General features: G+C 75.4%; 19 protein-coding genes and 1 tRNA gene. 2 read left to right on the forward strand and 18 right to left on the reverse strand.

Annotation, left to right across the window (positions count from 1 at the left end; all coding sequences use genetic code 11):
* Positions 1–114: 114 nt before the first annotated feature.
* The 16 genes from JIG38_RS16315 to JIG38_RS16390 all read right to left on the reverse strand — a co-directional run bounded on the left by JIG38_RS16315 (position 115) and on the right by JIG38_RS16390 (position 18096).
* Positions 115–188 (reverse strand) — tRNA-Leu (locus JIG38_RS16315).
* Between the two features lie 79 nt (positions 189–267).
* Entirely contained in the window at positions 268–1755 is a 1488-nt protein-coding gene (locus tag JIG38_RS16320; RefSeq protein WP_199424878.1) for an NAD(P)/FAD-dependent oxidoreductase, read from the reverse strand.
* 129 nt (positions 1756–1884) lie between these two features.
* A complete protein-coding gene (locus JIG38_RS16325; protein ID WP_307844989.1) occupies positions 1885–2784 on the reverse strand; it encodes a uracil-DNA glycosylase in 900 nt (299 codons plus the stop codon).
* Positions 2785–2848: 64 nt separating this feature from the next.
* Complete coding sequence (locus tag JIG38_RS16330; protein ID WP_199424879.1) at positions 2849–4003, reverse strand: HAAS signaling domain-containing protein; 1155 nt, start codon at positions 4001–4003, stop codon at positions 2849–2851.
* On the reverse strand, positions 4000–4329 hold the full coding sequence (locus JIG38_RS16335; protein WP_199424880.1) for a PadR family transcriptional regulator: 330 nt from the start codon (positions 4327–4329) through the stop codon (positions 4000–4002). Before JIG38_RS16335 ends, JIG38_RS16330 begins: the two co-directional genes overlap by 4 nt.
* A 115-nt stretch (positions 4330–4444) precedes the next feature.
* Positions 4445–5413, reverse strand: a complete 969-nt coding sequence (locus JIG38_RS16340) for a Ppx/GppA phosphatase family protein (RefSeq protein ID WP_199424881.1) — start codon at positions 5411–5413, stop codon at positions 4445–4447.
* A 61-nt stretch (positions 5414–5474) separates the two neighbouring features.
* Positions 5475–5966 (reverse strand): DUF501 domain-containing protein, encoded by a 492-nt coding sequence (locus JIG38_RS16345; RefSeq protein ID WP_199424882.1) that lies wholly within the window; start codon positions 5964–5966, stop codon positions 5475–5477.
* Positions 5963–6607 (reverse strand): FtsB family cell division protein, encoded by a 645-nt coding sequence (locus JIG38_RS16350; protein ID WP_199424883.1) that lies wholly within the window; start codon positions 6605–6607, stop codon positions 5963–5965. The genes JIG38_RS16345 and JIG38_RS16350 overlap by 4 nt, the downstream gene beginning before the upstream one ends.
* Before the next feature lie 235 nt (positions 6608–6842).
* Positions 6843–8120, reverse strand: a complete 1278-nt coding sequence (gene eno, locus JIG38_RS16355) for a phosphopyruvate hydratase (protein WP_199424884.1) — start codon at positions 8118–8120, stop codon at positions 6843–6845.
* A 186-nt stretch (positions 8121–8306) separates the two neighbouring features.
* Positions 8307–9701 carry a Re/Si-specific NAD(P)(+) transhydrogenase subunit beta gene (gene pntB / locus JIG38_RS16360; RefSeq protein WP_199424885.1) on the reverse strand — a complete coding sequence of 465 codons (1395 nt, stop codon included), beginning with the start codon at positions 9699–9701 and terminating at the stop codon, positions 8307–8309.
* Between the two features lies 1 nt (position 9702).
* Entirely contained in the window at positions 9703–11247 is a 1545-nt protein-coding gene (locus JIG38_RS16365) for a Re/Si-specific NAD(P)(+) transhydrogenase subunit alpha (RefSeq protein WP_199424886.1), read from the reverse strand.
* Positions 11248–11323: 76 nt separating this feature from the next.
* Positions 11324–12004: a MazG family protein gene (locus JIG38_RS16370; RefSeq protein WP_199424887.1), complete on the reverse strand. Its 681-nt coding sequence runs from the start codon at positions 12002–12004 to the stop codon at positions 11324–11326.
* Positions 12001–12552 (reverse strand): hypothetical protein, encoded by a 552-nt coding sequence (locus JIG38_RS16375; RefSeq protein ID WP_199424888.1) that lies wholly within the window; start codon positions 12550–12552, stop codon positions 12001–12003. The genes JIG38_RS16370 and JIG38_RS16375 overlap by 4 nt, the downstream gene beginning before the upstream one ends.
* Before the next feature lie 106 nt (positions 12553–12658).
* Positions 12659–16357 (reverse strand): transcription-repair coupling factor, encoded by a 3699-nt coding sequence (gene mfd, locus JIG38_RS16380; protein WP_199424889.1) that lies wholly within the window; start codon positions 16355–16357, stop codon positions 12659–12661.
* Between the two features lie 114 nt (positions 16358–16471).
* The gene (locus JIG38_RS16385; RefSeq protein WP_199424890.1) at positions 16472–17644 is read right to left on the reverse strand and encodes an acyltransferase family protein; all 1173 of its coding nucleotides are present in this window, start codon (positions 17642–17644) and stop codon (positions 16472–16474) included.
* 2 nt (positions 17645–17646) lie between these two features.
* Positions 17647–18096, reverse strand: a complete 450-nt coding sequence (locus JIG38_RS16390; RefSeq protein WP_199424891.1) for an FAD synthase family protein — start codon at positions 18094–18096, stop codon at positions 17647–17649.
* A gap of 280 nt (positions 18097–18376) precedes the next feature.
* On the opposite strand from JIG38_RS16390, the gene JIG38_RS16395 reads away from it, so the two are divergent.
* Entirely contained in the window at positions 18377–19009 is a 633-nt protein-coding gene (locus tag JIG38_RS16395; protein ID WP_199424892.1) for a GtrA family protein, read from the forward strand.
* 142 nt (positions 19010–19151) lie between these two features.
* Here the strand turns inward: JIG38_RS16395 and JIG38_RS16400 are convergent, their stop codons facing one another.
* Positions 19152–19964, reverse strand: coding sequence for a polyprenol monophosphomannose synthase (locus JIG38_RS16400; RefSeq protein WP_199424893.1), 813 nt, complete (start codon positions 19962–19964; stop codon positions 19152–19154).
* A gap of 245 nt (positions 19965–20209) precedes the next feature.
* On the opposite strand from JIG38_RS16400, the gene JIG38_RS16405 reads away from it, so the two are divergent.
* Complete coding sequence (locus JIG38_RS16405) at positions 20210–21580, forward strand: hypothetical protein (protein ID WP_199424894.1); 1371 nt, start codon at positions 20210–20212, stop codon at positions 21578–21580.
* On the opposite strand, the gene JIG38_RS16410 is transcribed toward JIG38_RS16405, so the two are convergent.
* Entirely contained in the window at positions 21496–22542 is a 1047-nt protein-coding gene (locus tag JIG38_RS16410) for a glycosyltransferase family 2 protein (RefSeq protein WP_307844990.1), read from the reverse strand. The two genes, JIG38_RS16405 and JIG38_RS16410, sit on opposite strands and share 85 nt — an antisense overlap.
* Positions 22543–22568 lie beyond the last annotated feature (26 nt).

Here is a 22568-nt window from a genome sequence, read left to right on the forward strand (position 1 = left end):
CACCCGTGCCGGCCAGGCCGGGCGACCGGCCGTGCCGGCCCGACCGAGGTCGCCGAGCGGGCGGCGTGGGGCGCGGCACGGGTCGGTCCAGCCGCGCGGGGTGCGAGGCGCGGGTGCCCCCGGCAGGGTTCGAACCTGCACTGGACCGGGTTTAAGCCGGCTGCCTCTGCCGGTTGGGCTACGGGGGCGGCGTCGTCATCCTGCCACCGCGCCCGGACGGGTTCCCTAGGGGCCCGTCCGACGAGCGGTGCTCGCGCCGTGCGGTCGTCAGCCCTGCGCGACGCCGACGGCGGCTCGCGAGCCCGCGCGGTCGCCCTTGGCGCCCGGCTTCACGGCCGCCTTCGGCCTCGGCGCGGAGGCGTCGCGGAAGTCGGCGCGCGGGTCGTGCAGGCGGCCGAGCGCCACGAGCTCGCGGTGGAAGAAGAGCGCGAGCGTCCAGTCCAGCACGATGCGCACCTTGCGGTTGAAGGTCGGCATCTGCGCCATGTGGTAGGTCCGGTGCATGAACCAGGCCGGCCAGCCGCGCAGCTTGATGCCGTAGACCTGCGCGACGCCCTTGCCCAGCCCGAGCGACGCGACCGTGCCGACGTGCTTGTGCTTGTACTCCTCGACCGGCGCGCTGCGCAGGGCCTTCGCGAGGTTGTCCCCGAGGTGGCGCGCCTGGCGGACGGCGTGCTGCGCGCTCGGCGAGCAGAACTTGCCGGGGTTGGCGAGGTCGGGCACCGCGGCGCAGTCGCCCGCGGTCCACGCACCCTCGACGACCGTGCCGTCCTCGTGCGCGACCTGGAGCGTCGGCAGCGCGGTGACGCGTCCCATCCGGTCGAGCGGCAGGTCGGACTGCTCGAGCACCGGGTTCGCCTTGACACCGGCGGTCCAGACGATGGTCTCCGAGTCGAACTCGACGCCGGTCGACGTCACCACGTGGCCGTCGACGCAGGACGAGAGGAACGTCGAGAGGTGGATCTCGATGCCGCGCTTGCGCAGCTGCTCGAGCGCGTAGCCGCCCATCTCCTCGCCGAGCTCGGGCAGGATGCGCGCCGAGCCCTCGATCATGACGAACCGCAGGTCGTCGGCCGAGATGCCGTCGTAGAAGCGCAGCGCGTCGCGCGCCATGTCCTCGACCTCGGCGATCGCCTCGATGCCGGCGAAGCCGCCGCCCACGAAGGTGAACGTGAGCAGCTTGCGGCGCAGCTCGGGGTCCCAGGTCGACGCGGCGATGTCGAGCTTGGTCAGCACGTGGTTGCGCAGCGCGATGGCCTCCTCGACCTGCTTGAAGCCCATGGCCTGCTCGGCGAGCCCGGGGATCGGCAGCGTCCGCGCGACGGAGCCCAGCGCGACGACGAGGTGGTCGTAGGAGATCTCGTACGGCTCGCCCTCGACCGGCGCGACGCCCAGGCGGCGCTCCGCGTGGCGGATCTCGGTGACCCGGCCCGTGAGGACGTCGACGCCCTCGAGCTCGCGGCGGTGGGACACGACGACGTGGCGCGGCTCGAGCGAGCCGGCGGCCGCCTCGGGCAGGAAGGGCTGGTACGTCATGTACGAGCGCGGGTCGACGACGACGATCGCCGCCTCACGCTTGCCGAGTCGACGGCGCAGGCGCAGCGCGGTGTAGAAGCCGACGTAGCCGCCGCCGAGGATGACGATGCGGGGGACCTTGCGGGGGCGCGGGGCGCGGGCCGCGCCGAGGGGCTCCGTGGCGGGCACGGTGCCGGACGGGGTGCCGGACGAGGCGGGACGGGCGGTCGGCTCGGTCATGACATCCACGGTAGGCGCCTGTGAAATCCTTCACAAGGCGCACCGGTGCTCCGGTCCGCAGGATGGACGTGACGTCCACCACAATCATGGGACGAATGGCCCGCGACGCGGACGACCGCCCCACCAGGATCAGGCGGGCGGCGTCCCGCGGGACAGGCGCAGCGCCAGGGCGAGCGCGTCGTCGAGCATCGCCTCCGTGAGGCGCCCGGTCTGCGTGTTCTGCTGCGAGACGTGGTAGCACCCGACCAGGTGCACGACGACGCCGTCGGGCCGGGTCAGCGGCGCCACCGCACCGTGGCCGAACCGCGGCGCGGGGCGGGGCACCGACCAGCCGAGGTGCCGGGCGACGGTCAGGACGGCACCCCACCCGAAGGCCCCGAGCGCGAGCACCCCCCGCACCGTGCCCGCCGTCAGCTCGAGCTCGCGCCGCAACCACGGCTCGCACGCGTCGCGCTCCGCGGGCAGGGGCGCGTTGCCCGGCGGCGCGCACCGCACGGCGGCGGCCATCCGCACGCCCGTGAGCGCGAGGCCGTCGGCGGCGTCGACGCTCTCCGCCTGGTTCGCGACGCCCGCGCGGTGCAGCCCGGCGAAGATCCAGTCGCCCGACCGGTCACCCGTGAAGAGCCGGCCCGTGCGGTTCGCGCCGTTCGCGGCCGGCGCGAGCCCGGCGACGAGGAGCGTCGCGGCCGCATCGCCGAACCCGGCCGCCGGGCGGCCCCAGTACGGCTGGTCGCGGAACATCCGCCGCTTCACGACGGCGACGTCCTCGCGCCAGGCCACGAGGCGCGGGCACGCGCGGCACACCGTGGAGCACGCGTCGACGTCGGCCAGGTCCGACGACGCGGCGGCGAGGCGGGCGACGTCGTCGGCCGAGCGCGCGACCGGGGTGGCCGGCGAGGCGACGTCGCCCGGCCAGCCCGCGCCCGGGGGCACCGGGGACGCGAAGGGCTCCCGCGTGCGCGGGTGCGGCAGCCGCACCGGCCCGCCGTCGGCCGGGGTCGGACCGCCCGTCACCCGTGTCGCCCGCACCCGCCGATGATGCCCGGCCGCGCGCCCCTCCGCCTCCCCTCCCCGCCGCGACGGGGCGGTCGGGTCAGGGCGCGGTGGGGCTCGCGGTGGGCTCCGGGAGGAGGGCCGGGGCCTTCGCGAACGGGGCCGGCGGGGTGCGGAGCTCGCCCTCGTCGAGGGTGCGCGCGCCGTCGTCCGACGTCGTCCACCGCGAGACGGGCGCGCCGCGCAGCGGGTACACGTTCCACCGCGCGCGGCCGTCGGCGTCCGTGCGCGCGCCGAACGCCCAGGGCTCGTCGACGCCGGGCAGCGCCCAGTCGCCGAAGCCGTCGTCGTAGGTGGTGCGGACCTGGCGGCCGCGGTCGTCGAAGATCTGCACGTCGTCCAGCGGGTTGCCCTCGGCGTCGTAGACGAAGAGGTTGCTGACGAGCATGCCGTCGACGCGCACCCCGTCCTCGGGCGGCGCCGCGGGCTGGTAGACGGGCGTCTCGACGTAGACGACCTGCTGCGCGGCGAGGCGCGCGGCGAGCTCGTCGTGGGCGGAGGACGCGAACACCGGCACGGCCACCAGCGCGAGGACGTTGAGCGCGGCCAGCGCGGGCCGCCCGAGGTCGTCGGTGGGCCGCCCGGCCCGCCCCAGGCGGACCGAGAGGGCCACGAGCGCCAGCAGCAGGACCGCGCTGAGGAACGTCCGGGGCACGTAGCGGTCGAACGCGGGGCCGCTGGTCCACGCGTCGGCGGCCCGCATGCCGATCGCGTACACGGCCCACCCGCGCACGACCCACCACAGCGGCCGGAGCGTGCCGAGCTGGGCGGACGCCCACCGGACGGCGGGCGCCGCGAGGACGGGCGCGAGGCGACGTCGGGCCGACGCGACGAGGCGGCTCGCGACCCCGACGGCCGCGTCCCGGAGGCGGGACGCACGCTGCAGCCGCGGGGCCGGCGTGGGCGCCGGGCGCGGGCCCAGACCGGCGGCGGCACGCAGCTCGTCCGCGTAGGCGGCGGCCGGGCCGAAGCGGGCGGTGAGGTCGAGCATGACCGTCGCGCTCGCGTCGCCGCCCGCCCCCACCGGGACGTGGCGCGCGGCCCCGTCCTCGAGGCCCTCGGCGAGGTCGGCCTCGAGCCCGTCGGTGAGGTCGTCCACCTGCTCGGGCGACAGGTCGTCGAGGTGGCCCCGGACGGCTGCGGCGTACGCCGCGGCGTGGTCCAGCACGAGCGCGTGGTCGCTCACTGCGGTCATCTCGGGTCCCCCTCGTCGAGCAGGTCGGTCATGGCGGTCGCGAACGCGTGCCAGTCCTTGCGCTGGGCCTCGAGCATCGCCCGGCCCTGGGCGTTGATCCCGTAGTACTTGCGGTGCGGGCCCTCGTCGGACGGCACCACGTACGTCGTCAGCGCGCCGGACGCGTACAGCCGCCGCAGCGTGCCGTACACCGACGCCTCCCCCACGTCCTCGAGGCCGCCGGCCCGCAGCCGTCGGACGACGTCGTAGCCGTACCCGTCCTCGCGTGCCACGACGGCCAGCACGGCCACGTCGAGCACCCCCTTGAGCAGCTGCGTGGTGTCCACGGCGGCTCCCTCCCTCGGTCGGACAGGGCTCGGGTCCACCGGTCCTGTGGGCAGCACACTACTCTCCGATACGCGGTACCGGGCACGACGCGGCACCGGCGTGTCGCGCCCGCGGTCAGGCGTGGGTCGTCGCGCGCTCGGCGGCGGACCAGGCGATGCCGTCGAGGATGTCGTGCTCGGACGTCACGACGGTGCTCAGGCGCCCGCCGGCGCGGCCGACCTCGGCCCGGACGCGCGAGACGACGTCGGACCAGACGAGCGCGCCCGCGCCGATGACGTCGACCCGACCCGGGTGCATGTACGGCTCGCGCGCGCGGCGCGCGCGGCTCATCCCGAGGAGCGTGCGGCACGAGTCGAGCACCCGGTCGGCGGGCAGGACGGCACCGTCGATGCGGTCCGGCCGGTAGGACTCGAGGTCGAGGGCGTGCGCGGTGACGGTCGTGACCGACCCCGCGAGCCCGACGAGGGTCGCGGCGCGACCGAGCGGCACGACGGCGCCCGCGGCGTCGAGCGCCGCGCCCACGTCGGCGCTCGCGGCCGCGATCTCCGACGCCGTCGGCGGGTCGCCGTGCAGGTGGCGCTCGGTGAGCCGCACGCAGCCGACGTCCATGGACGCGGAGGCCACGACCGACGTCGTGCCGAGCACGAGCTCGGTCGAGCCGCCACCGAGGTCGACCACGAGGAACGGACCGGGGTGCCTGCCCGCGAGCACGCCGGTCGCGCCGCGGAAGGACAGCGCCGCCTCCTCCTCCCCACCGATGACCTCGGGCTCGACGCCGAGCGCGTCCCGGACGCCGTCGACGAAGTCCTGACGGTTCTCGGCGTCGCGCGAGGCCGACGTCGCGACGAAGCGCACGTGCTCGACCCCGAAGCCGTCGCACACCTCCGCGTAGGTGCGGGCCGCGGCGAGCGTGCGCGCGAGCGCCTCGGGGGCGATGCGCCCGGTCCGGTCGACGCCCTGCCCGAGGCGGACGACCTCCATCCGCCGGTCGAGGTCGACGAGCGTCCCGGCGCCCAGGTCGACGTCGGCCACCAGGAGCCGGATGGAGTTGGTCCCGCAGTCGATGGCAGCCACACGCGTCATGGGCGCAAGCCTGGCACGTGCGCGCGCTGGTCTCGCACGCGGCTGCGGCGGTCCCGACGGGTCAGCAGGCGCAGCGGTCGGGGCGCCAGGTGTCACGGACGAGCGCGAGCGCCTCGTCGCCGAGCGGGTTCACGCCCGGACCGGCGGCGAGCGCGTGGCCGACGAGCACGTGCAGGCACTTGACGCGGGTCGGCATGCCGCCCGCGGAGACGCCCGCGATCTCCGGGACGTCGCCGAGCGCCGCGCGCTCGGCGAGGTAGTGCTCGTGGGCGGCCCGGTACGCCGCGGCGAGGCCCTCGTCCTCCGCGAGCCGCGCGGTCATCTCGCGCATGACGCCGGACGCCTCGAGCGTCGAGACCGCGGCCACCGCGCGCGGGTGCGTGAGGTAGAAGGTCGTCGGGAACGGCGTCCCGTCGGGCAGCCGCGGGGCGGTCCGCACCACGGTGGGACGCCCGCAGACGCAGCGTGCGGCGACGCCGACGACGCCGCGCGGCGGCCGGCCGAGCTGCTGCTCGAGCGTCGCGAGGTCGTCGGGCGACACGTCGGGGCTCACCCGGCCGCCTCGTCGGCGGCAGGGTCAGCCTCGGGGACGGCCGCCGCACCCGCGAGCTGCACCGACTCCCACACGGTCGCGTACCAGGGCGCCACCGCACCGCCCGACGGCAGCGCCGGACCCGCGACCGGACCGGGCGTCGCGGCCTCGAGCGGCACCTCGACGACGACCTCCGGGTCGATGACCCGGTAGGACGTCTCGTCGGGGTGCACGTAGTTGAGCCGCTCACGGGCCTGCGCCTCGACGTAGGCCGGGTCGTCCCAGCGCGCGCGCTCGGCCTCGAGGTCCTCCTCCTGCTGCTCCGCCGCGGCGACCTCGCGCGCGAGCGCGTCGAGCTCCGCCCGCTGGGCGAGGTAGGCCCGCAGCGTCGGGAAGAGCATCGTGAACCCCACGAGCAGCACGACGGCGAGCACGAGCGCGCGGACCGAGAGCAGGCGTGCGACGTGGACCGGGCGCGGCTCGTCGTCGTCCTCGTGCCGGACACGGGCGGGGCGCGCCGAGCCGGGGCGCGCACCGGGCCGACCGGCGGCCGGACGCCGCCCGGTGACACCCGGCCGCGCGGGCGCCGCCCGGCCCGCGTGCCCGGCCGCGGGCGCGGCCGACCGCGCGCGGGAGCCAGGGAGCGCGGGCCGACGGGACATGGGTCGATTGTGCCTCGCCGACGGCGCCCGGCCGGGGAGCCGGCCCGGGCGCGTTGCCCTGGGCCGTCGTCGCCCACGCGCGGAGGGATGTGACACGACTCGCGCGGCGCGGCGCGGCACGCCGCTCCGCACGTCCCGGTGTGGCGTGGCGTGGTGTGGCGTGGCCGTCGGCCCGGGACGGCGCGAGGCCCGGTCGACGTGGTCGACCGGGCCTCGCGGGCGTGCGGGGACGAGCTCAGCGGCGGCGCGGGAACGCCGAGGCGCCGGCGTAGCGCGCGGCGTCGTCCAGCTCCTCCTCGATGCGCAGCAGCTGGTTGTACTTGTTGATGCGCTCGCCGCGGGCGGGCGCACCGGTCTTGATCTGGCCGGCGTTCGTGGCGACGGCGAGGTCCGCGATCGTCACGTCCTCCGTCTCGCCCGAGCGGTGCGAGACCATCGCGGTGAAGCCCGCGCGCTGCGCGAGGGACACGGCGTCGAGCGTCTCGGACAGCGTGCCGATCTGGTTGAGCTTGACCAGCAGCGAGTTCGCGGCCTTGAGCTCGATGCCCTTGGCGAGGCGCTCCGGGTTCGTGACGAACAGGTCGTCGCCGACGATCTGCACGCGGTCGCCGACATTCGTGACGAGCTGCGCCCACGAGTCCCACTCGTCCTCGGACAGCGGGTCCTCGATGGAGACCAGCGGGTAGTCCGCGACGAGCTGCTGGTAGAAGGCGAGCATCTCGTCGGGCGTCTTCGCGGCGCCCTCGAACTGGTACGCGCCGTCCTTGAAGAACTCGGTGGCGGCGACGTCGAGCGCGAGGGAGACCTCGGAGCCGGGCGTGAAGCCGGCCTTCTCGATCGCGACGAGGATGAGGTCGAGCGCCTCGCGGTTGGAGCCGAGGTTCGGCGCGAAGCCGCCCTCGTCGCCGAGGCCCGTCGACAGGCCCTTGCCCTTGAGCACGGACTTGAGCGAGTGGTAGACCTCGACGCCCGTGCGCAGGGCCTCGCGGTACGTGGTCGCGCCGATGGGGGCGACCATGAACTCCTGGATGTCGACGTTGGAGTCGGCGTGCGACCCACCGTTGAGGATGTTCATCATCGGCACGGGCAGCACGTGGGCGTTCGGGCCGCCGACGTAGCGGAACAGCGGCAGGTCGGCGCTGTCGGCCGCGGCCTTCGCGACGGCGAGCGAGACGCCGAGGATCGCGTTGGCGCCGAGCTTGCCCTTGTTGGGCGTCCCGTCGAGGTCGATGAGCGCCTGGTCGACGAGGCGCTGCTCGCTCGCCTCGAAGCCGATGAGCTCGGGCGCGATCTCGTCCATGACCGCGGTCACGGCGTCCTGGACGCCCTTGCCGAGGTAGCGGCCCTTGTCGCCGTCACGACGCTCGACGGCCTCGAAGGCGCCGGTCGAGGCACCCGAGGGCACACCGGCCCGGGCGATCGTGCCGTCGTCGAGGGCGACCTCGACCTCGACGGTGGGGTTGCCGCGCGAGTCGAGGATCTCGCGTGCGCCTACGGCCTCGATTGTGGCCACGGTGGCTCCTTCGGGAGGTGTGCGGTGGGTTCGGGTCAGGTTGGGTCCAGCGCCCGACACGCTGCGGCTGCAGCGACGGCGGACGGCGGACGGCGGACCGTGCCGCCGGTCGACGTCAACCGGCCGGGTTCCACAGTAGTGCGCCGCCTGAGGGCAGGCGCTGGGACGTTCGGCGGACGGGACGCGTCAGTGCGCGGCAGGCACCGGGAGCGCGGCGAGGATGGCCTCGACCTGGGTCTTCGCGTCGCCGAAGAGCATGGCGGTGTTCTCGCGGAAGAACAGCGGGTTCTGCACGCCGGCGTACCCCGTCGCCATCGACCGCTTGAACACGACGACCTGGCGCGCCTTCCAGACCTCGAGCACGGGCATGCCCGCGATGGGCGAGCCCGGGTCGTCGAGCGCGGCCGGGTTGACCGTGTCGTTCGCGCCGATGACGAGCACGACGTCGGTCTCGGCCAGGTCGTCGTTGATCTCGTCCATCTCGAGCACGATGTCGTACGGCACGCGCGCCTCGGCGAGCAGCACGTTCATGTGTCCGGGCAGCCGGCCGGCGACCGGGTGCACGCCGAACCGCACCTCGACGCCGGTCGCGCGCAGGCGCGAGACCAGCTCGGCGACGGGGTACTGCGCCTTGGCGACCGCCATGCCGTAGCCGGGCGTCACGACGACGCTGCGCGCGTCCGCGAGCAGCTCGGCCACGTCGGCCGCGCTCATCTCCCGGTGCTCGCCGTCGGCGGCGCCCGCCGCGGACGTGCCCGCCTCGACGCCGAACCCGCCGAGGATGACGGAGAGGAACGACCGGTTCATGGCCTTGCACATGAGGTACGAGAGGATCGCACCTGAGGACCCGACGAGGGCGCCCGTGACGATGAGCAGGTCGTTGCCGAGCATGAAGCCGGCCGCCGCGGCCGCCCAGCCGGAGTACGAGTTGAGCATCGAGACGACGACGGGCATGTCGCCGCCGCCGATCGACGCGACGAGGTGCCAGCCGAGCGCGAGCGCGACCACCGTCATGAGCACGAGCGGCACGGCGCCGTTGGTCGCGAGGAACCACACCATGAGGCCGGCCGACGCGACGAGCGCGCCGAGGTTGAGCAGGTTGCGGCCCGGGAGCACGAGGGGTGCGGTCCTGATCTTCGCCGCGAGCTTGAGGTACGCGACGACCGAGCCCGTGAGGGTGACGGCCCCGATGAGGACGCCGAGGTAGACCTCGACGCCGTGGACGACGTCGGCCTCCTCGGTGAGCCACGAGCCGTAGCCCACGAGCACCGCGGCGAGGCCGACGAAGCTGTGCAGCACGGCGATCATCTCGGGCATCTGCGTCATCTCGACGCTCCGCGCCCGCCAGGTCCCCGCGACCGCGCCGATCGCCAGCACGAGCGCGATGAGCAGGCCCGTGACCAGCACGGGTCGGCGGCTCGCCTCGAGGCTGAGCAGGACGGTCGCGGCGAGGGCCAGGCCCATGCCGACCATGCCGAGGACGGTGCCGCGGCGTGCGGTCGTCTGCTTGGACAGCCCGGCGAGGCTGAGCACGAAGAGGACGGCGGCGAGCAGGTACAGCGCCTGCGCGAGGGAGGTCACGTCAGCCGTCCTTCCGGAACATCGAGATCATCCGGTGCGCGACGAGGAAGCCACCGAAGATGTTGATGCTCGCGACGCTCGCGGCCACGAAGGCCAGCGACGTCACGAGCAGGTTCTCGGAGCCGAGCTGGAGCAGCGCGCCGACGAGGATGATCCCGGACACCGCGTTGGTCTGGGCCATGAGCGGGGTGTGCAGCGCGTGGCTGACGTTCGAGATGACGTAGTACCCGGCGACGACGGCGAGCGCGAACACCATGACGTGGCCGTGCAGGTCGGGCGGCGCGACGCTCATCGCACCCGTGACGAGCACGGCGCCCAGGCCGGCCAGCACGGTCGAGCGCCGACGGCGGCGCTGGGCCGCGAGCGGGTCCACGGGGGCGACGACGGGCGCGGCCGCGGCGACGACGGCCGGCGCGGCCGAGACGGCGACGGGCGGCGGCGGCCACAGGACCTCGCCCTCGTGCGCGACGGTCATGCCGCGCTGCACGGGGTCCTCGAGGTCGAGCACGGGCGTGCCGTCGCGCTCGGGCGTGAGCAGCTGCATGAGGTGCACGACGTTGGTGCCGAAGAGCTGCGACGTGTGCCGCGGCATGCGGCTCGTGAGGTCGGTCCAGCCGAGCACGACGACGCCGTTGTCCGTCACCACGCGCTCGCCGGGCACGGTGAGCTCGCAGTTGCCGCCGCCCGACGCGGCGAGGTCCACGACCACGCTGCCCGGACGCATCGCGGCCACCATGGCGGCCGTGATCGTCGTCGGCGCGGTGCCGCGCACGAGGGCGGTCGTGATGACGACGTCGGCGCGGGCCGTCTCCTGCGCGTACATGCGCGCCGTGAGGGCCTCCTCCTCGGCGCTCAGCGCGTCGGCGTACCCGTCGCCCGGGCCCTGCGCCGCGGCCGGGACGCCCGCGCGGACGAACTCGGCGCCCATCGACTCGATCTGCTCGGCGACCTCCGGGCGCACGTCGTACGCCCGGACGCGCGCGCCGAGGCTCACGGCCGCGCCGATCGCCGCGAGGCCCGCGACGCCCGCGCCGATGACGAAGACCTCGGCCGGCGCCGTCTTGCCGGCGGCCGTGACCTGACCGGTGAACATGCCGCCGTACTCCTCGGCGGCCTCGATCACGGCGCGGTACCCGGCGACGTTGGACAGCGTGCTCAGCACGTCGAGCGACTGCGCGCGCGAGATGCGCGGCACGGCGTCGAGCGCGAGGCCCGTGACGCCCGCCGCCGCGAGGGCCTCGGGCAGGTCGGGCCGCGTCGCGGGCGACATCATCGCGACGAGGAGGGCACCCGGGCGCAGGGCCGCGACACGGTCGGGCGGCGGGGCGGCGACCGACGTGACGACGTCGCTGGCCCACACCTCGTCCGGCTCGACCACGGTCGCGCCCGCGTCGGCGTAGGCGACGTCGGGGAAGGACGCCCCCTCGCCGGCGCCGGACTCCACCACCACGTCGTAGCCGAGCTTGTGGAGCTGCGCGACGGTCGCGGGCGTGGCGGCGACGAGCCGCTCCCCGGCCCGCGCCTCGCGCGGCACACCGATCCTCATCCGAGCCTCCTGGTCCCACCCACCCGACTGGCTTCGACGGTAGCCGCCGCGGGGCCGCCGCGGCAGGACACAGGGCCTACGCGCGCTCGGCCGCCCGGACGCGGTCCTCGAGGTCGCGCGCCGCCGCACGGAGGGCGGCCTCGGCGTCGACGCCGGCCGCCTGCGCCTCGGCGACCAGGGCGAGCAGACGCTGCCCGACGTCGGTCGCCGCGTCCCCGGGGCGCGCGGGGACGTCCGCCGTGGCGGCCTCGGCCGCCCCTCCCGCGCGCGCGGCGCGCGAGAGCACGGCCTGTGCACGCGCGAGCGCCGGGAGCCCCGCGGGCACGCCGTCGAGCGCCGAGGTGCGGCCCTTCTCGGCGCGCTTGATCTCGTCCCAGCGCGAGGACACGTGGTCGGCGTCGCGCACGACGGCGTCGCCGAACACGTGCGGGTGCCGGCGACGCAGCTTGGCGGCCACGCCGGCCGCGACGTCGTCGACGTCGAACGGGTCCTGCGGGTGCTCGGCCGCGACCCGCGCGTGGAACACCACCTGCAGCAGGACGTCGCCGAGCTCCTCGCGCAGCGCCGCGCGGTCGTCGGTCTCGATGGCCTCGACGAGCTCGTGGACCTCCTCGACCGCGTAGCGCGCGAGGGAGCGGTGGGTCTGCTCGGCGTCCCACGGGCACCCGCCCGGGGACCGGAGGCGGTCCATCACCGCGACGAGGTCCGCGACCCCGGGGTGCTCCCCCGCGCCCGGCCCGGCCGCGGTGCCGCTCATCCCTCGGCGGGCGCGCCGTCGGTGCCGTCGGTGCCGGCCGTGCCGACGATCCAGGGCGCGACGGTGGGCGCGATCGTCCCGGCCGCGAGGTCGAGCTCGCCGTACCGCGGGTTGACGTCGACGTCGAGCTCGGTGACGCGCGCCTGGACCTCGCCGAGCACCTCGTCGCCGTTCTCGAGCGAGCCGAGCGCCTGCGAGGAGAGGATCGCGCGCGCGACCTGCACGGTCGAGTCCGCGACCTCGCCGTCGGCGCCGCCCGCCTCCTCGTTGCCGTCGACGAGGGCCGCGCGGGCCTCGTCCTCCGAGACGCCGACGCCCGCGTCGGTCGCCGCGTCGATGTAGGCCGGGGCGATGGTGAGGATCCACAGGACCTCGCCCCCGCTGACGCCCTCGCCCGCCGACAGGTCGTCCTGGGCGGCCTCGACGTCGGCCCGTGTGATGGTGCGCCCGTCGACGACGGCGGCCGCGGACGGGTCCCCCGTGCACCCGGCGAGCAGCAGCGTGCCGGCCACGCCCACGGCGACGGCGGCGGACGGTCGAACCCTCACGCGGACCTCCTCGGTGGGCGCCCCTCGGCGCCCGCGCGCCCATGGTAGGCGACGGGCACCGCCGCCCCGGTCGCGCCCCGGGCAGGACGGCCCGGTCCCCCGGTCCTCACCGCGTGCGTCCGCTCGAGGCCACCTCGGCCGCGACCGGGACGCTGCCCTGCCAGACCGCGGCGACCAGGTCGCGCGCCCAGCCCAGGAGCTCCTTGCCCGCGAGCGGGCGCCCGCCGATCCGCGCCGTCGTCGGGAACGGGACGAGCGCGGTCCGGATGGCCGGCTTGAGCACCGTGCCCGGGTAGAGGCGCGTGAGCCGCAGCTGCGCGGACTCGGGCAGCTCGACGGGCGCGAACCGGATGTAGCGGCCCTGCGCCGTGACGTCGGTGAGCCCGACCTCGCGCGCGGTGTTGCGGAAGCCCGCGACCTCGAAGAGGTTCTCGACCGCCTCGGGCACGGGCCCGTAGCGGTCGACGAGCTCGGCCCGGACGGCCTCGAGCGCCTCTGAGGTCGTCGCGTCGGCGACCTTGCGGTACGCCTCGAGGCGCAGCCGCTCGTGCTCGATGTACTCGTGCGGCACGTGCGCGTCGACGGGGAGCTCGAGCGTGACCTCGGCGGGCCGCGTCTCGGCCTCGCCGCGGAACGCCGCGACGGCCTCGCCGACCATGCGCACGTACAGGTCGAACCCGACGCCCGCGATGTGGCCGGACTGCTCGCCGCCCAGCAGGTTGCCCGCGCCGCGGATCTCCAGGTCCTTGAGCGCGATCTGCATGCCCGAGCCGAGGTCCGTGTTGGCCGCCATCGTGGCGAGCCGGTCGTGCGCGGTCTCCGTGAGCGGCCGCTCGGGCGGGTACATGAAGTAGGCGTACGCGCGCTCGCGCCCGCGGCCCACGCGGCCGCGCAGCTGGTGGAGCTGCGACAGGCCCAGCAGGTCCGCGCGCTCGAGGATGAGCGTGTTCGCGTTGGAGATGTCGAGGCCCGTCTCCACGATCGTCGTGCAGACGAGCACGTCGAACCGCTTCTCCCAGAAGTCGACGATGACCCGCTCGAGCTGGTGCTCGCCCATCTTTCCGTGGGCGGTCGCGATCCGGGCCTCGGGGACGAGCTCGGCCAGGCGTGCCGCCGCCCGCTCGATCGAGTCGACCTTGTTGTGGACGTAGAAGACCTGGCCCTCGCGCAGCAGCTCGCGCCGGATGGCCGCCGTGACCTGCTTCTCGTCGTACGCGCCGACGAACGTGAGGACGGGGTGGCGCTCCTCGGGCGGCGTCGCCAGCGTGGACATCTCGCGGATGCCCGTCACCGCCATCTCGAGCGTGCGCGGGATCGGCGTCGCGCTCATCGCGAGCACGTCGACGTTGGTGCGCAGCTGCTTGAGCGTCTCCTTGTGCTCGACGCCGAAGCGCTGCTCCTCGTCGATGATGACGAGCCCGAGGTCCTTGAAGCGCACCTGGCCCGTGATGATGCGGTGGGTGCCGATGACGACGTCGACCGAGCCGTCGGCGAGGCCCTCGACGACCTCCTTCGACTCGGCGTCGGTCTGGAACCGCGAGAGGGCCTTCACCGTCACCGGGTAGGGCGCATAGCGCTCGGCGAAGGTGTCGAGGTGCTGCTGGACGAGCAGCGTCGTCGGCACGAGCACCGCGACCTGCTTGCCGTCCTGGACGGCCTTGAAGGCGGCCCGCACCGCGATCTCCGTCTTGCCGTAGCCGACGTCGCCGCAGACGAGGCGGTCCATCGGGACCGTCTTCTCCATGTCCGCCTTGACCTCGTCGATCGTGACGAGCTGGTCGGGCGTCTCGACGAACGCGAAGGCGTCCTCGAGCTCGGCCTGCCACGGCGTGTCCGGGCCGAAGGCGTGGCCCTCGGTCGCCATGCGCGCCGAGTAGAGCCGGATGAGCTCGCTCGCGATCTCGCGGATCGCCTTGCGCGCCCGGCCCTTGGTCTTGGCCCAGTCCGAGCCGCCCATGCGGTTGAGCGTCGGCGCCTCGCCCCCGACGTACTTGGTGACCTGGTCGAGCTGGTCGGTCGGGACGTAGAGGCGGTCCCCCGGCTGGCCGCGCTTGGACGCCGCGTACTCGATGACGAGGTACTCGCGCGTACCGGCCGTCGGCCCGCTGCCGATGGTGCGCTGGACCAGCTCCGCGAACCGGCCGACGCCGTGCTGCTCGTGCACCACGTAGTCCCCCGCGCGCAGCGCGAGCGGGTCGACCGTGTTGCGCCGCCGCGAGGGCATGGCGCGCATGTCCTTGGTCGACGTCCCGGCCCGGCCCGTGAGGTCCTGCTCGCTGAACACCGCGAGCTGCAGGTCCGTCGCGACGAAGCCGCGCCCCGCCTGCGCGGGGACCACGAGGACGACGCCGGCGTCGGGCTCGTCCTCGACCCGCCCGACGAGCCGTGCCGGGACCTCGAGCGCCGTGAGCTGCTCGACCATGCGCTGCGCGGGGCCGTGGCCCTCCGTGGTGAGCACCAGGCGCCAGCCGTCGCGCTGCAGGCCGCGCAGGTCGGAGACGGCGCGCTGGACGTCGCCGTGGTAGCCCTGCACGTCGCGGGCGCCGACGACGAGGGTCTCGACCGCGCCGTCGTCCTCGCGGCCCTCGCGCGCCGCAGACGCGCGCCCGGTGGCGCCGCCCTCGGCCTCGTCCGCGGGCACGTCCGACGTCGCCGCGTCGGCGTCGAGCGTGAAGGCGCTCATCGACCACCAGCCCAGGTCCCGCGCCAGGGCGAGCTCGCGCGTGTCCGCGTACGACGCGAACGACGCCGCGCGCAGGTCGATCGGCGTGCTGCCGCCCGCGGCCGCGGCGGTCCACGCCGCGTCGAGGAACTCCTGGGTCGTCGCCATGAGGTCGTGCGCGCGGCGCCGCACGCGCTCGGGGTCGGCGACGACGACGAGCGCCCCGTCCGGCACGAGGTCGAGCATCGGCACCATGCGGTCGACCAGGACGGGCGCGAGCGACTCCATGCCCTCCACGGCGATGCCCTGGGACAGCTTCTCGAGCATCTCGGCGGCGCCCGGGAGGTCTGCCACGAGCGCGGCAGCACGCTCGCGCACCGCGTCCGTCAGCAGGATCTCGCGGCACGGCGGGGCCCACAGCCCCTCGCCCGCCACCTCGAGGCTGCGCTGGTCGGCGACCGCGAACCAGCGGATCTCCTCGACCGTGTCGCCCCACAGCTCGACGCGCAGCGGGTGGTCGTCGGTCGGGGGGAAGACGTCGAGGATGCCGCCGCGCACCGCGAACTCGCCGCGGCGCTCGACCATGTCGACGCGCGTGTACGCGGCCGCCACGAGGCGGTCGGCGACGTCGGCGAGGTCCACCTGGTCGCCCGTCGCGAGCGCGACCGGCTCGAGGTCCCCGAGGCCCGCGACCACGGGCTGGAGCAGTGCGCGCACCGGCACGACGAGCGCGCGAACCGGACCGGCCTGGCCCTCGCCGCTCGGGTGGGCGAGACGCCGGAAGACCGCCAGCCGGCGCGCCACCGTGTCGCTGCGCGGCGAGAGCCGCTCGTGCGGCAGCGTCTCCCACGCGGGCAGCACGGCGACGTCGTCGGCGGGGAGCCAGCAGCGCAGGGCGGCCGCGAGGTCGTCCGCGTCGCGCCCCGTCGCCGTGACGACCACGACCGGTGCGGCGGGGGCGTCGGCGCGCGGGGGCGCGGCCTGCGTGACCGCGCGCGTCAGCTCGGCGAGCAGGGGCGGTCGCACGCCCGCGGGGCCGACGACGTCGAGCGCGCCGCGCGCGACGGTGCTGCGGCCGCGTTCGACGGCGCCCGCGAACGCCGGGTCACGCAGGAGGACGGGCAGGACGCCGGTGAGGTTCATGGATCCCTTCGGACCGTCGCGAGGCCCACGAGCGCCGGAGGACCCAGGCGCGGACCGTCGCGTCAGCAGCACGAGGACCCCGGTTCCGGGTGCGGATCGGGGTACGTCGCCAGTCTACGAGGGGGTACCGACAGCGGCCGGTCGGGCCGCGGGCGCCGACGGCGGGGCCGCGGGCGCGCGCCGCGCCCAGGGCAGCCGGCTCTTGAGCCGCAGCGCCGGCCGCTCCACGAGCACCCAGCTCGCCGCGGCGACCGGGACGGTCGCGACGAGCGCGAGCAGGCCGGACACGAGCGGCGGCAGCGCGTCGGCGCCGAGCAGGACGAGCGTCTGCTGGACGGGGAAGGCGTAGATGTACAGGCCGTAGGAGATGTCCCGGTCCGCGAGGCGGAGCCGGGGGGTGCGGATGGCGCCGCCGAGCCAGATGACGAGGTACGCGAGCGCCGGCCCGCCGAGGACGCGGTAGTCCACGAGCACGGGCGAGACGAGCACGAGCGCGGCCGCCGCCGCCGCGACCCCCGGGTGCGCGGGCAGCCGGTCGGCATAGACCTGGACGACCATGCCCGCCACGAACATGAGCCCGAGGCGGGCGCCCGTGCTCACCCAGTACCCGTCCTCCACCACGCCGAGCGCGAGCCCGACGCCGACGAGCCAGAGCCCCGCGAGCAGCACGAGCGAGACGGCGCGGCGCCGGAGCAGCCCGAGGACGCCCAGCGCGGCGAGGCCGACGTAGGCGAACGCCTCCCAGCGCAGCGTCCACAGCGAGCCGTTCCACACGCCGTCGAACGGCACCGTCGCGGGCGTGCCCGCGACGTCGTGCACGTCGATCGACAGGTCCGCGTTGTGCAGGAGGTAGGCGCCGGCCGACGGGCTGCCCGTCAGGATCCCGGCCGGGTCCTCGCCCTGCAGCAGCAGCGCGAGCGGGGCGAAGCCGAGCGCGACCACGACGAGGCAGACCCAGAACGCCGGAACGATCCGCAGCACGCGGTTGGCAGCGTAGGTGAGCAGGTGGGGCTTGTGCAGCCAGCTCCCCGCGAGCAGGAAGCCGCTGATGGCGAAGAAGCCGTCGACCCCGGCGCTGCCGGCGAGCTGCGCGGCCCACGGCAGCGGGAACTCGTGCCCGTTGAGCGGGTAGGCGTGCCAGAGGACGACGCTGCCGGCGAGCAGGAGGCGGACGAAGTTGAGGGTGTTGGCGCGCGGGTCGACGAGCTGGGCGAGCGTCCGGGCGGGGCCGCGGCGGGCCGGCGCGGCCGGGTCCGGCGCGACGACCCCCGCGCTCGTCGAGGCCATGCTCAGCGCACGGCCGCGGCCGTGGGCTCGGGCAGCCCGATGGCGTCGTCGAGCATGCGGCGCAGCTTCGTGCTCGACGTGTGCACCGTGTAGGGGAAGTAGACGACCTCGACGCCGACGGAGGCGAAGTCCCGCTCGAGCTTGTCGCCCTTGGGCGTGCCGCGCCAGTCGTCGCCCTTGAAGATCACGTCGAACCCGACCTCGCGCCAGGTGTCGAGCTTGTCGGGGAGCACCTCGGCGACCGCGCGGTCGACGAACGCGATGTGGCTGACGATCTCGAGGCGCTCGGCGAGCGGGACGACCGGGCGCCGTCCCTTGACCTTCTCGAGCAGCTCGTCCGAGACCACGCCGGCGATGAGCACGTCGCAGTGCGCCTTGGCGTGCCGGAGGATGTTGAGGTGACCGACGTGGAAGAGGTCGTAACCCCCCGGCGCGTACCCGACCACTGCCATCTCGTCACCCCTTCGAGCAAGGTGCCCGCCCGCCGTGCCCGACCGCTGCGTCCCTGTCCTGACACCGGCCGACGTCGGCTGACGCCCACGCCACCACCAGGGACCCGATCGGGCACCCCGACGTGCCGGCCTGGGCGGTCCTCCGCTCCAGTGACGACGATGCTAGTCAGACCGGGGCGAACCGGACAGGGCGGAACGGGTGAAAACCGGACATAGTCCGCGCGGGTGATATCGCGGCCCCGGCATGTCCATCCGGGCGGCGCGTCCCTAGGATCGTCAGATGACGCCCACGCAGACGCCCTCCGCCGACGCCGACGGCCGCTCCGCCCCCGGCTCCACCGGCGGGTCCGGCCCCGTCGCGCTCGTGCGGCGCCTGTCGCAGCGGTACCTGGGCGAGCTCGCCCGGTTCGGCTCCGTGGGCGCCGTGGCGTACGTCGTCGACGTGGGCCTCTTCAACCTCCTGCGCTTCGGCCCGGGCGGCCTCCTCGAGGACAAGCCCCTCACGGCCAAGGTGGTCGCCGTGGGGTTCGCGATGATCGTCGCGTACCTGGGCAACCGGTACTGGACGTTCGCCGACCGCAAGACGCAGCACCCGCTGCGCGAGGTCGTCGCCTTCCTCCTCGTCAACGGGGTCGGGATGCTCGCCGCCGTCGGCTGCCTCGCGTTCTCGCACTACGTCCTCGACCTCACGTCGCCGCTGGCGGACAACATCTCCGCGAACGTCGTCGGTCTCGCCCTGGGCACCGCGATCCGCTACGTCCTGTACCGCACGGTGGTGTTCACGGGCGAGGAGCCCGGGCGCCTCCCGCGCGGGACGACGCCGGCGGCCTCGCCCGTCGTCGCCGCGCCGGCCGGCACGGTCGCGGTCGACGTCGCGGGTCCCGCCGTCGCCGCGGCGCCCGCGCGCGACTGACCCGCCCGACCGACCCGCCCGACCGACCCGCCCGACCGACTCGCGCGACCGAGCCGCCAGCGGGGCAACCACACGGGACGAGACGAGCCCCCCACCCCGCCGTGGGGTGAGGGGCTCGGGCGTGCCGGGACCGTCCGGGCGGTCAGCTCGAGGCGCCGGCCCGGGCCAGGGCGCGCACGCGGCGCCGGTCGCGGCCCGTGAGCCGGTCGAAGCCCCAGACGGTGACGCGGAGCATGGCCTCCTGGACGATCGAGCGGCTCATCTTCGACTCGCCCAGCTCCCGCTCGACGAACGTGATGGGCACCTCGACGACGCGGTGCCTGCGCTGCACGGCCCGGCGGACGAGGTCGATCTGGAAGCAGTAGCCCTGGCTCTCGACGCCCTCGGCGACGAGGTCCCGCAGGACGTCCGCGCGGTAGACGCGGTAGCCCCCCGTGACGTCCCGCACGGACAGGCCGAGCGCGAGGCGCGAGTAGAGGCTGCCCGCCCGCGAGAGCAGGACGCGGTGCCACGGCCAGTTGACGATGCGCCCCCCGGGCACCCACCGGGACCCGAGGACGACGGCGACACGCGGGTCGGCCATCGCGGCGAGGAGGCCGGGCAGCTGCTCGGGCAGGTGGCTGCCGTCCGCGTCCATCTCGACGACGGCGTCGTAGCCCCGGCCGAAGGCCCAGTCGAACGCCGCGAGGTACGCCGCACCGAGGCCCTGCTTCTGCGTGCGGTGCATGACGTGCACGTGGTCGTCGCCGGCCGCGAGCGCGTCGGCGATGGCCCCCGTGCCGTCGGGCGAGCCGTCGTCGACCACGAGCACGTGGGCCGTGGGGACCGCGCTGCGCACGCCCGCGACGGCGGTCTCGATCGTCAGCTTCTCGTTGTACGTCGGGATCGCGACGAGCACCCGCTCGGGGACTCCCGGGGCGTCGGCGCCGGCGGGTCCGGAGGTGGCTCGCGTCATGGTGCACTCCTGTCTCTCGCGCCCGGGTCGCGGCGCCGGGCCGGCGCCACGGCGTCGGCGCAGCCCGTCCGCGGACGGGTCCGGCACGTCGTCGGCCTGGTCGCCAGTCTCCCCCGCGCGCGCCGGACGGATCAACAAAAACTGGACATATCACCCGGTCGGCCCCCCGTCCGGCCTGGGGCGTCGAGGGTAGCGCCGGTAGACTCGACGCCCAGGCGGACTCCGCCGGGTCGGCGGAGGTGACGGTGCGCGAGACGGTCCGGGACAGCTCGCTCGAGGATGGCGCCCCCGGCGCCATCACCTGGCGGGCGCCCGTGGAGCCCGGCCTCCGGGAGACCCGCACGCCCTTCCTGCGGCGGCGCATCACGCTGACCGAGGCCGTCGCCGCCCTCGCGGTGGTGCTGGTCGCGATGCGCACCGAGATCACGCTCAACGTCACGCTCGGCACCGTCGCGGCCCTGGCGCTCGCGCCGGTGTGGCTGCGGACGCTCGGCCGCTTCCGCGGGGCTGTCCCGCTCCTCGCCGTGAGCCTGCTCTGCCTGCCGATCGGCGTCTGGCTCACCGCGCTCTCGGCCGACGAGCGCGCGACGTCCGACCGGTTGCTCGCGGGCTCGTGCGTCCTGCTCGTCAACTTCGTGCTCGGCATCGGTGTGCTCCTGTGGGCGCGCACCGTCATGCCCTCGGCCGTCGTCGCCGTGTGGTTCGGGCTGGGGCTGCTCGTGGCCGCACCCATGAGCGGACGGCTCGGGGACAACCCGTGGCGCTTCGGGTTCTCGGTGCCCCTCACCGTGCTCCTCCTCGCGCTCGCGTGGTGGCACGGCAGCCGGGCCCTCGAGGTGGTCCTCGCCCTCGCGCTCGCCGGCGCCACCGCCGCGTCCGGCGGGCGCTCGCTGTTCGCGATCCTCGTGCTCGCGGCGGTCCTCGCGGCGTGGCAGGTGCCGCCGCGCCTCATCGACGTCGGGGTCTCCCGGCTGCGCACGCTGCTCTTCCTCGCGCTGACGCTGGCGGCGCTGTACACGCTCGGCCAGTCGCTCACGCTCGAGGGCTACCTCGGCCAGCGCGCCCAGGAGCGCACCGCGCTGCAGACCGCGGCGAGCGGCTCGGTGATCCTCGGTGGCCGGCCGGAGGTCGGGGCCTCGACGGCCCTGCTCGGGCACGAGCCGCTCGGCTTCGGCGCCGGCGCGCGGCTCAACGCGACCGACCTGCTCGTGGCGAAGTCGGGCATGGCGGACCTGGGCTACGACCCCGACAACGGCTACGTCGAGCGCTACATGTTCGGCGACGGCATCGAGCTGCACTCGTTCTGGGCGGACCTGTGGTCCGACTGGGGCCTCGTCGGCGTGCTGCTGGGCGGCATGATCGCGTGGCACCTGGGCGCCTACCTCAGCGGCCGGCTGGCCCACCGGCGCGCGAGCGCCCTCATGGTCTACCTCGTGGTGCAGTCGGGCTGGAACCTGCTCTTCAGCCCGCGGTACGGCTCCTACACGCTGCTCGTGCTCGCCGTGGCCCTCGTCCTGACCCCCGTCGTCCGTCAGCGCGACGAGGCCCCCGACGTGCCCGCCGCACCGCGCCGGGCGCCCACGGGAGCGCCACCGCCGGGCGCGGCGCCCGCCTGAGCGTCGTCGACCTCGCCGGACGCCACCTCCGCGGGACGCGCGTACTCCGCGTAGGTCAGACCCAGGGCGCCGACGACCATGCCCGCACCGCGCGCGGCGGTCCGGGCCCCGCGCGCCTGGCGCGCGGCCGAGCGGGCGAGCGTGCCCGCGAGGTACTGCAGGGCGCCGCCCAGAGCCCGCACCGCGCCGCGGGCGCCCCCGCGGCCGCGGGCGACGAGGCGCTCGCCGGTCGAGCGCGCGACGTGGACGGCGGCCCGCGTGCCGCTGTTGCCCGAGCGGAACGCGCGGCGCAGCACCCAGCGCCGCGTCAGGCGGGACGGCGGCACGACGTCCTCGACCACGGCCTCGTCGCACCACACGAAGGACCCGCCGCGGCGCCCGACCTCGAGCGAGAACACCGTGTCCGAGCCGCCCGACAGGCCGAAGCGCTCGTCGAAGCGGACGCCCAGGGCGCGGACGGCGGCGAGGTCGAGCAGGAGGTTGTTGGTCGCGACCACCGGCACGCGCGTCCCGGTCGGGTGGCGCAGCCGGTCGAAGAAGCGCCCGGCGGCGATCCACGGGTCGACGGGTCCGTCGAACACCGAGACGACCGGGCCGACGACACCCGTCGCGCGCGTGCGGTCGAAGGTCGCCAGCAGGGCCGCCAACCACCCCTCGCGCGGCCGCTCGTCGTCGTCGACGAAGACGAGGAGGTCGGAGCCCGCGCACGCGTCGAGCCCGCGGTTGCGGGCCGCCGCGATCCCGGGTCGCGGCTCGTGCACGTAGCGGACGGGGCGGTCGGCCGCGTACGCCTCGACCACCTCGCGCGCGCTGGGGACGGTGTCGTTGTCGACGACGACCAGCTCCGCGACGTCGCGCGCCGCGTCGGACGAGGCGGACGCCCCGCCGAGCCGCTCGACGTGCTCGAGCAGCGCCGGCAGGGCGTCCCGCAGGTCGTCGGGGCGGCGGAAGGTCAGCGTCACGACGCTGACCTTCCGCCCCTCGGCGC

Origin of the sequence: Actinotalea solisilvae (assembly GCF_016464425.1) — a bacterium.
Taxonomy (GTDB): domain Bacteria; phylum Actinomycetota; class Actinomycetes; order Actinomycetales; family Cellulomonadaceae; genus Actinotalea; species Actinotalea solisilvae.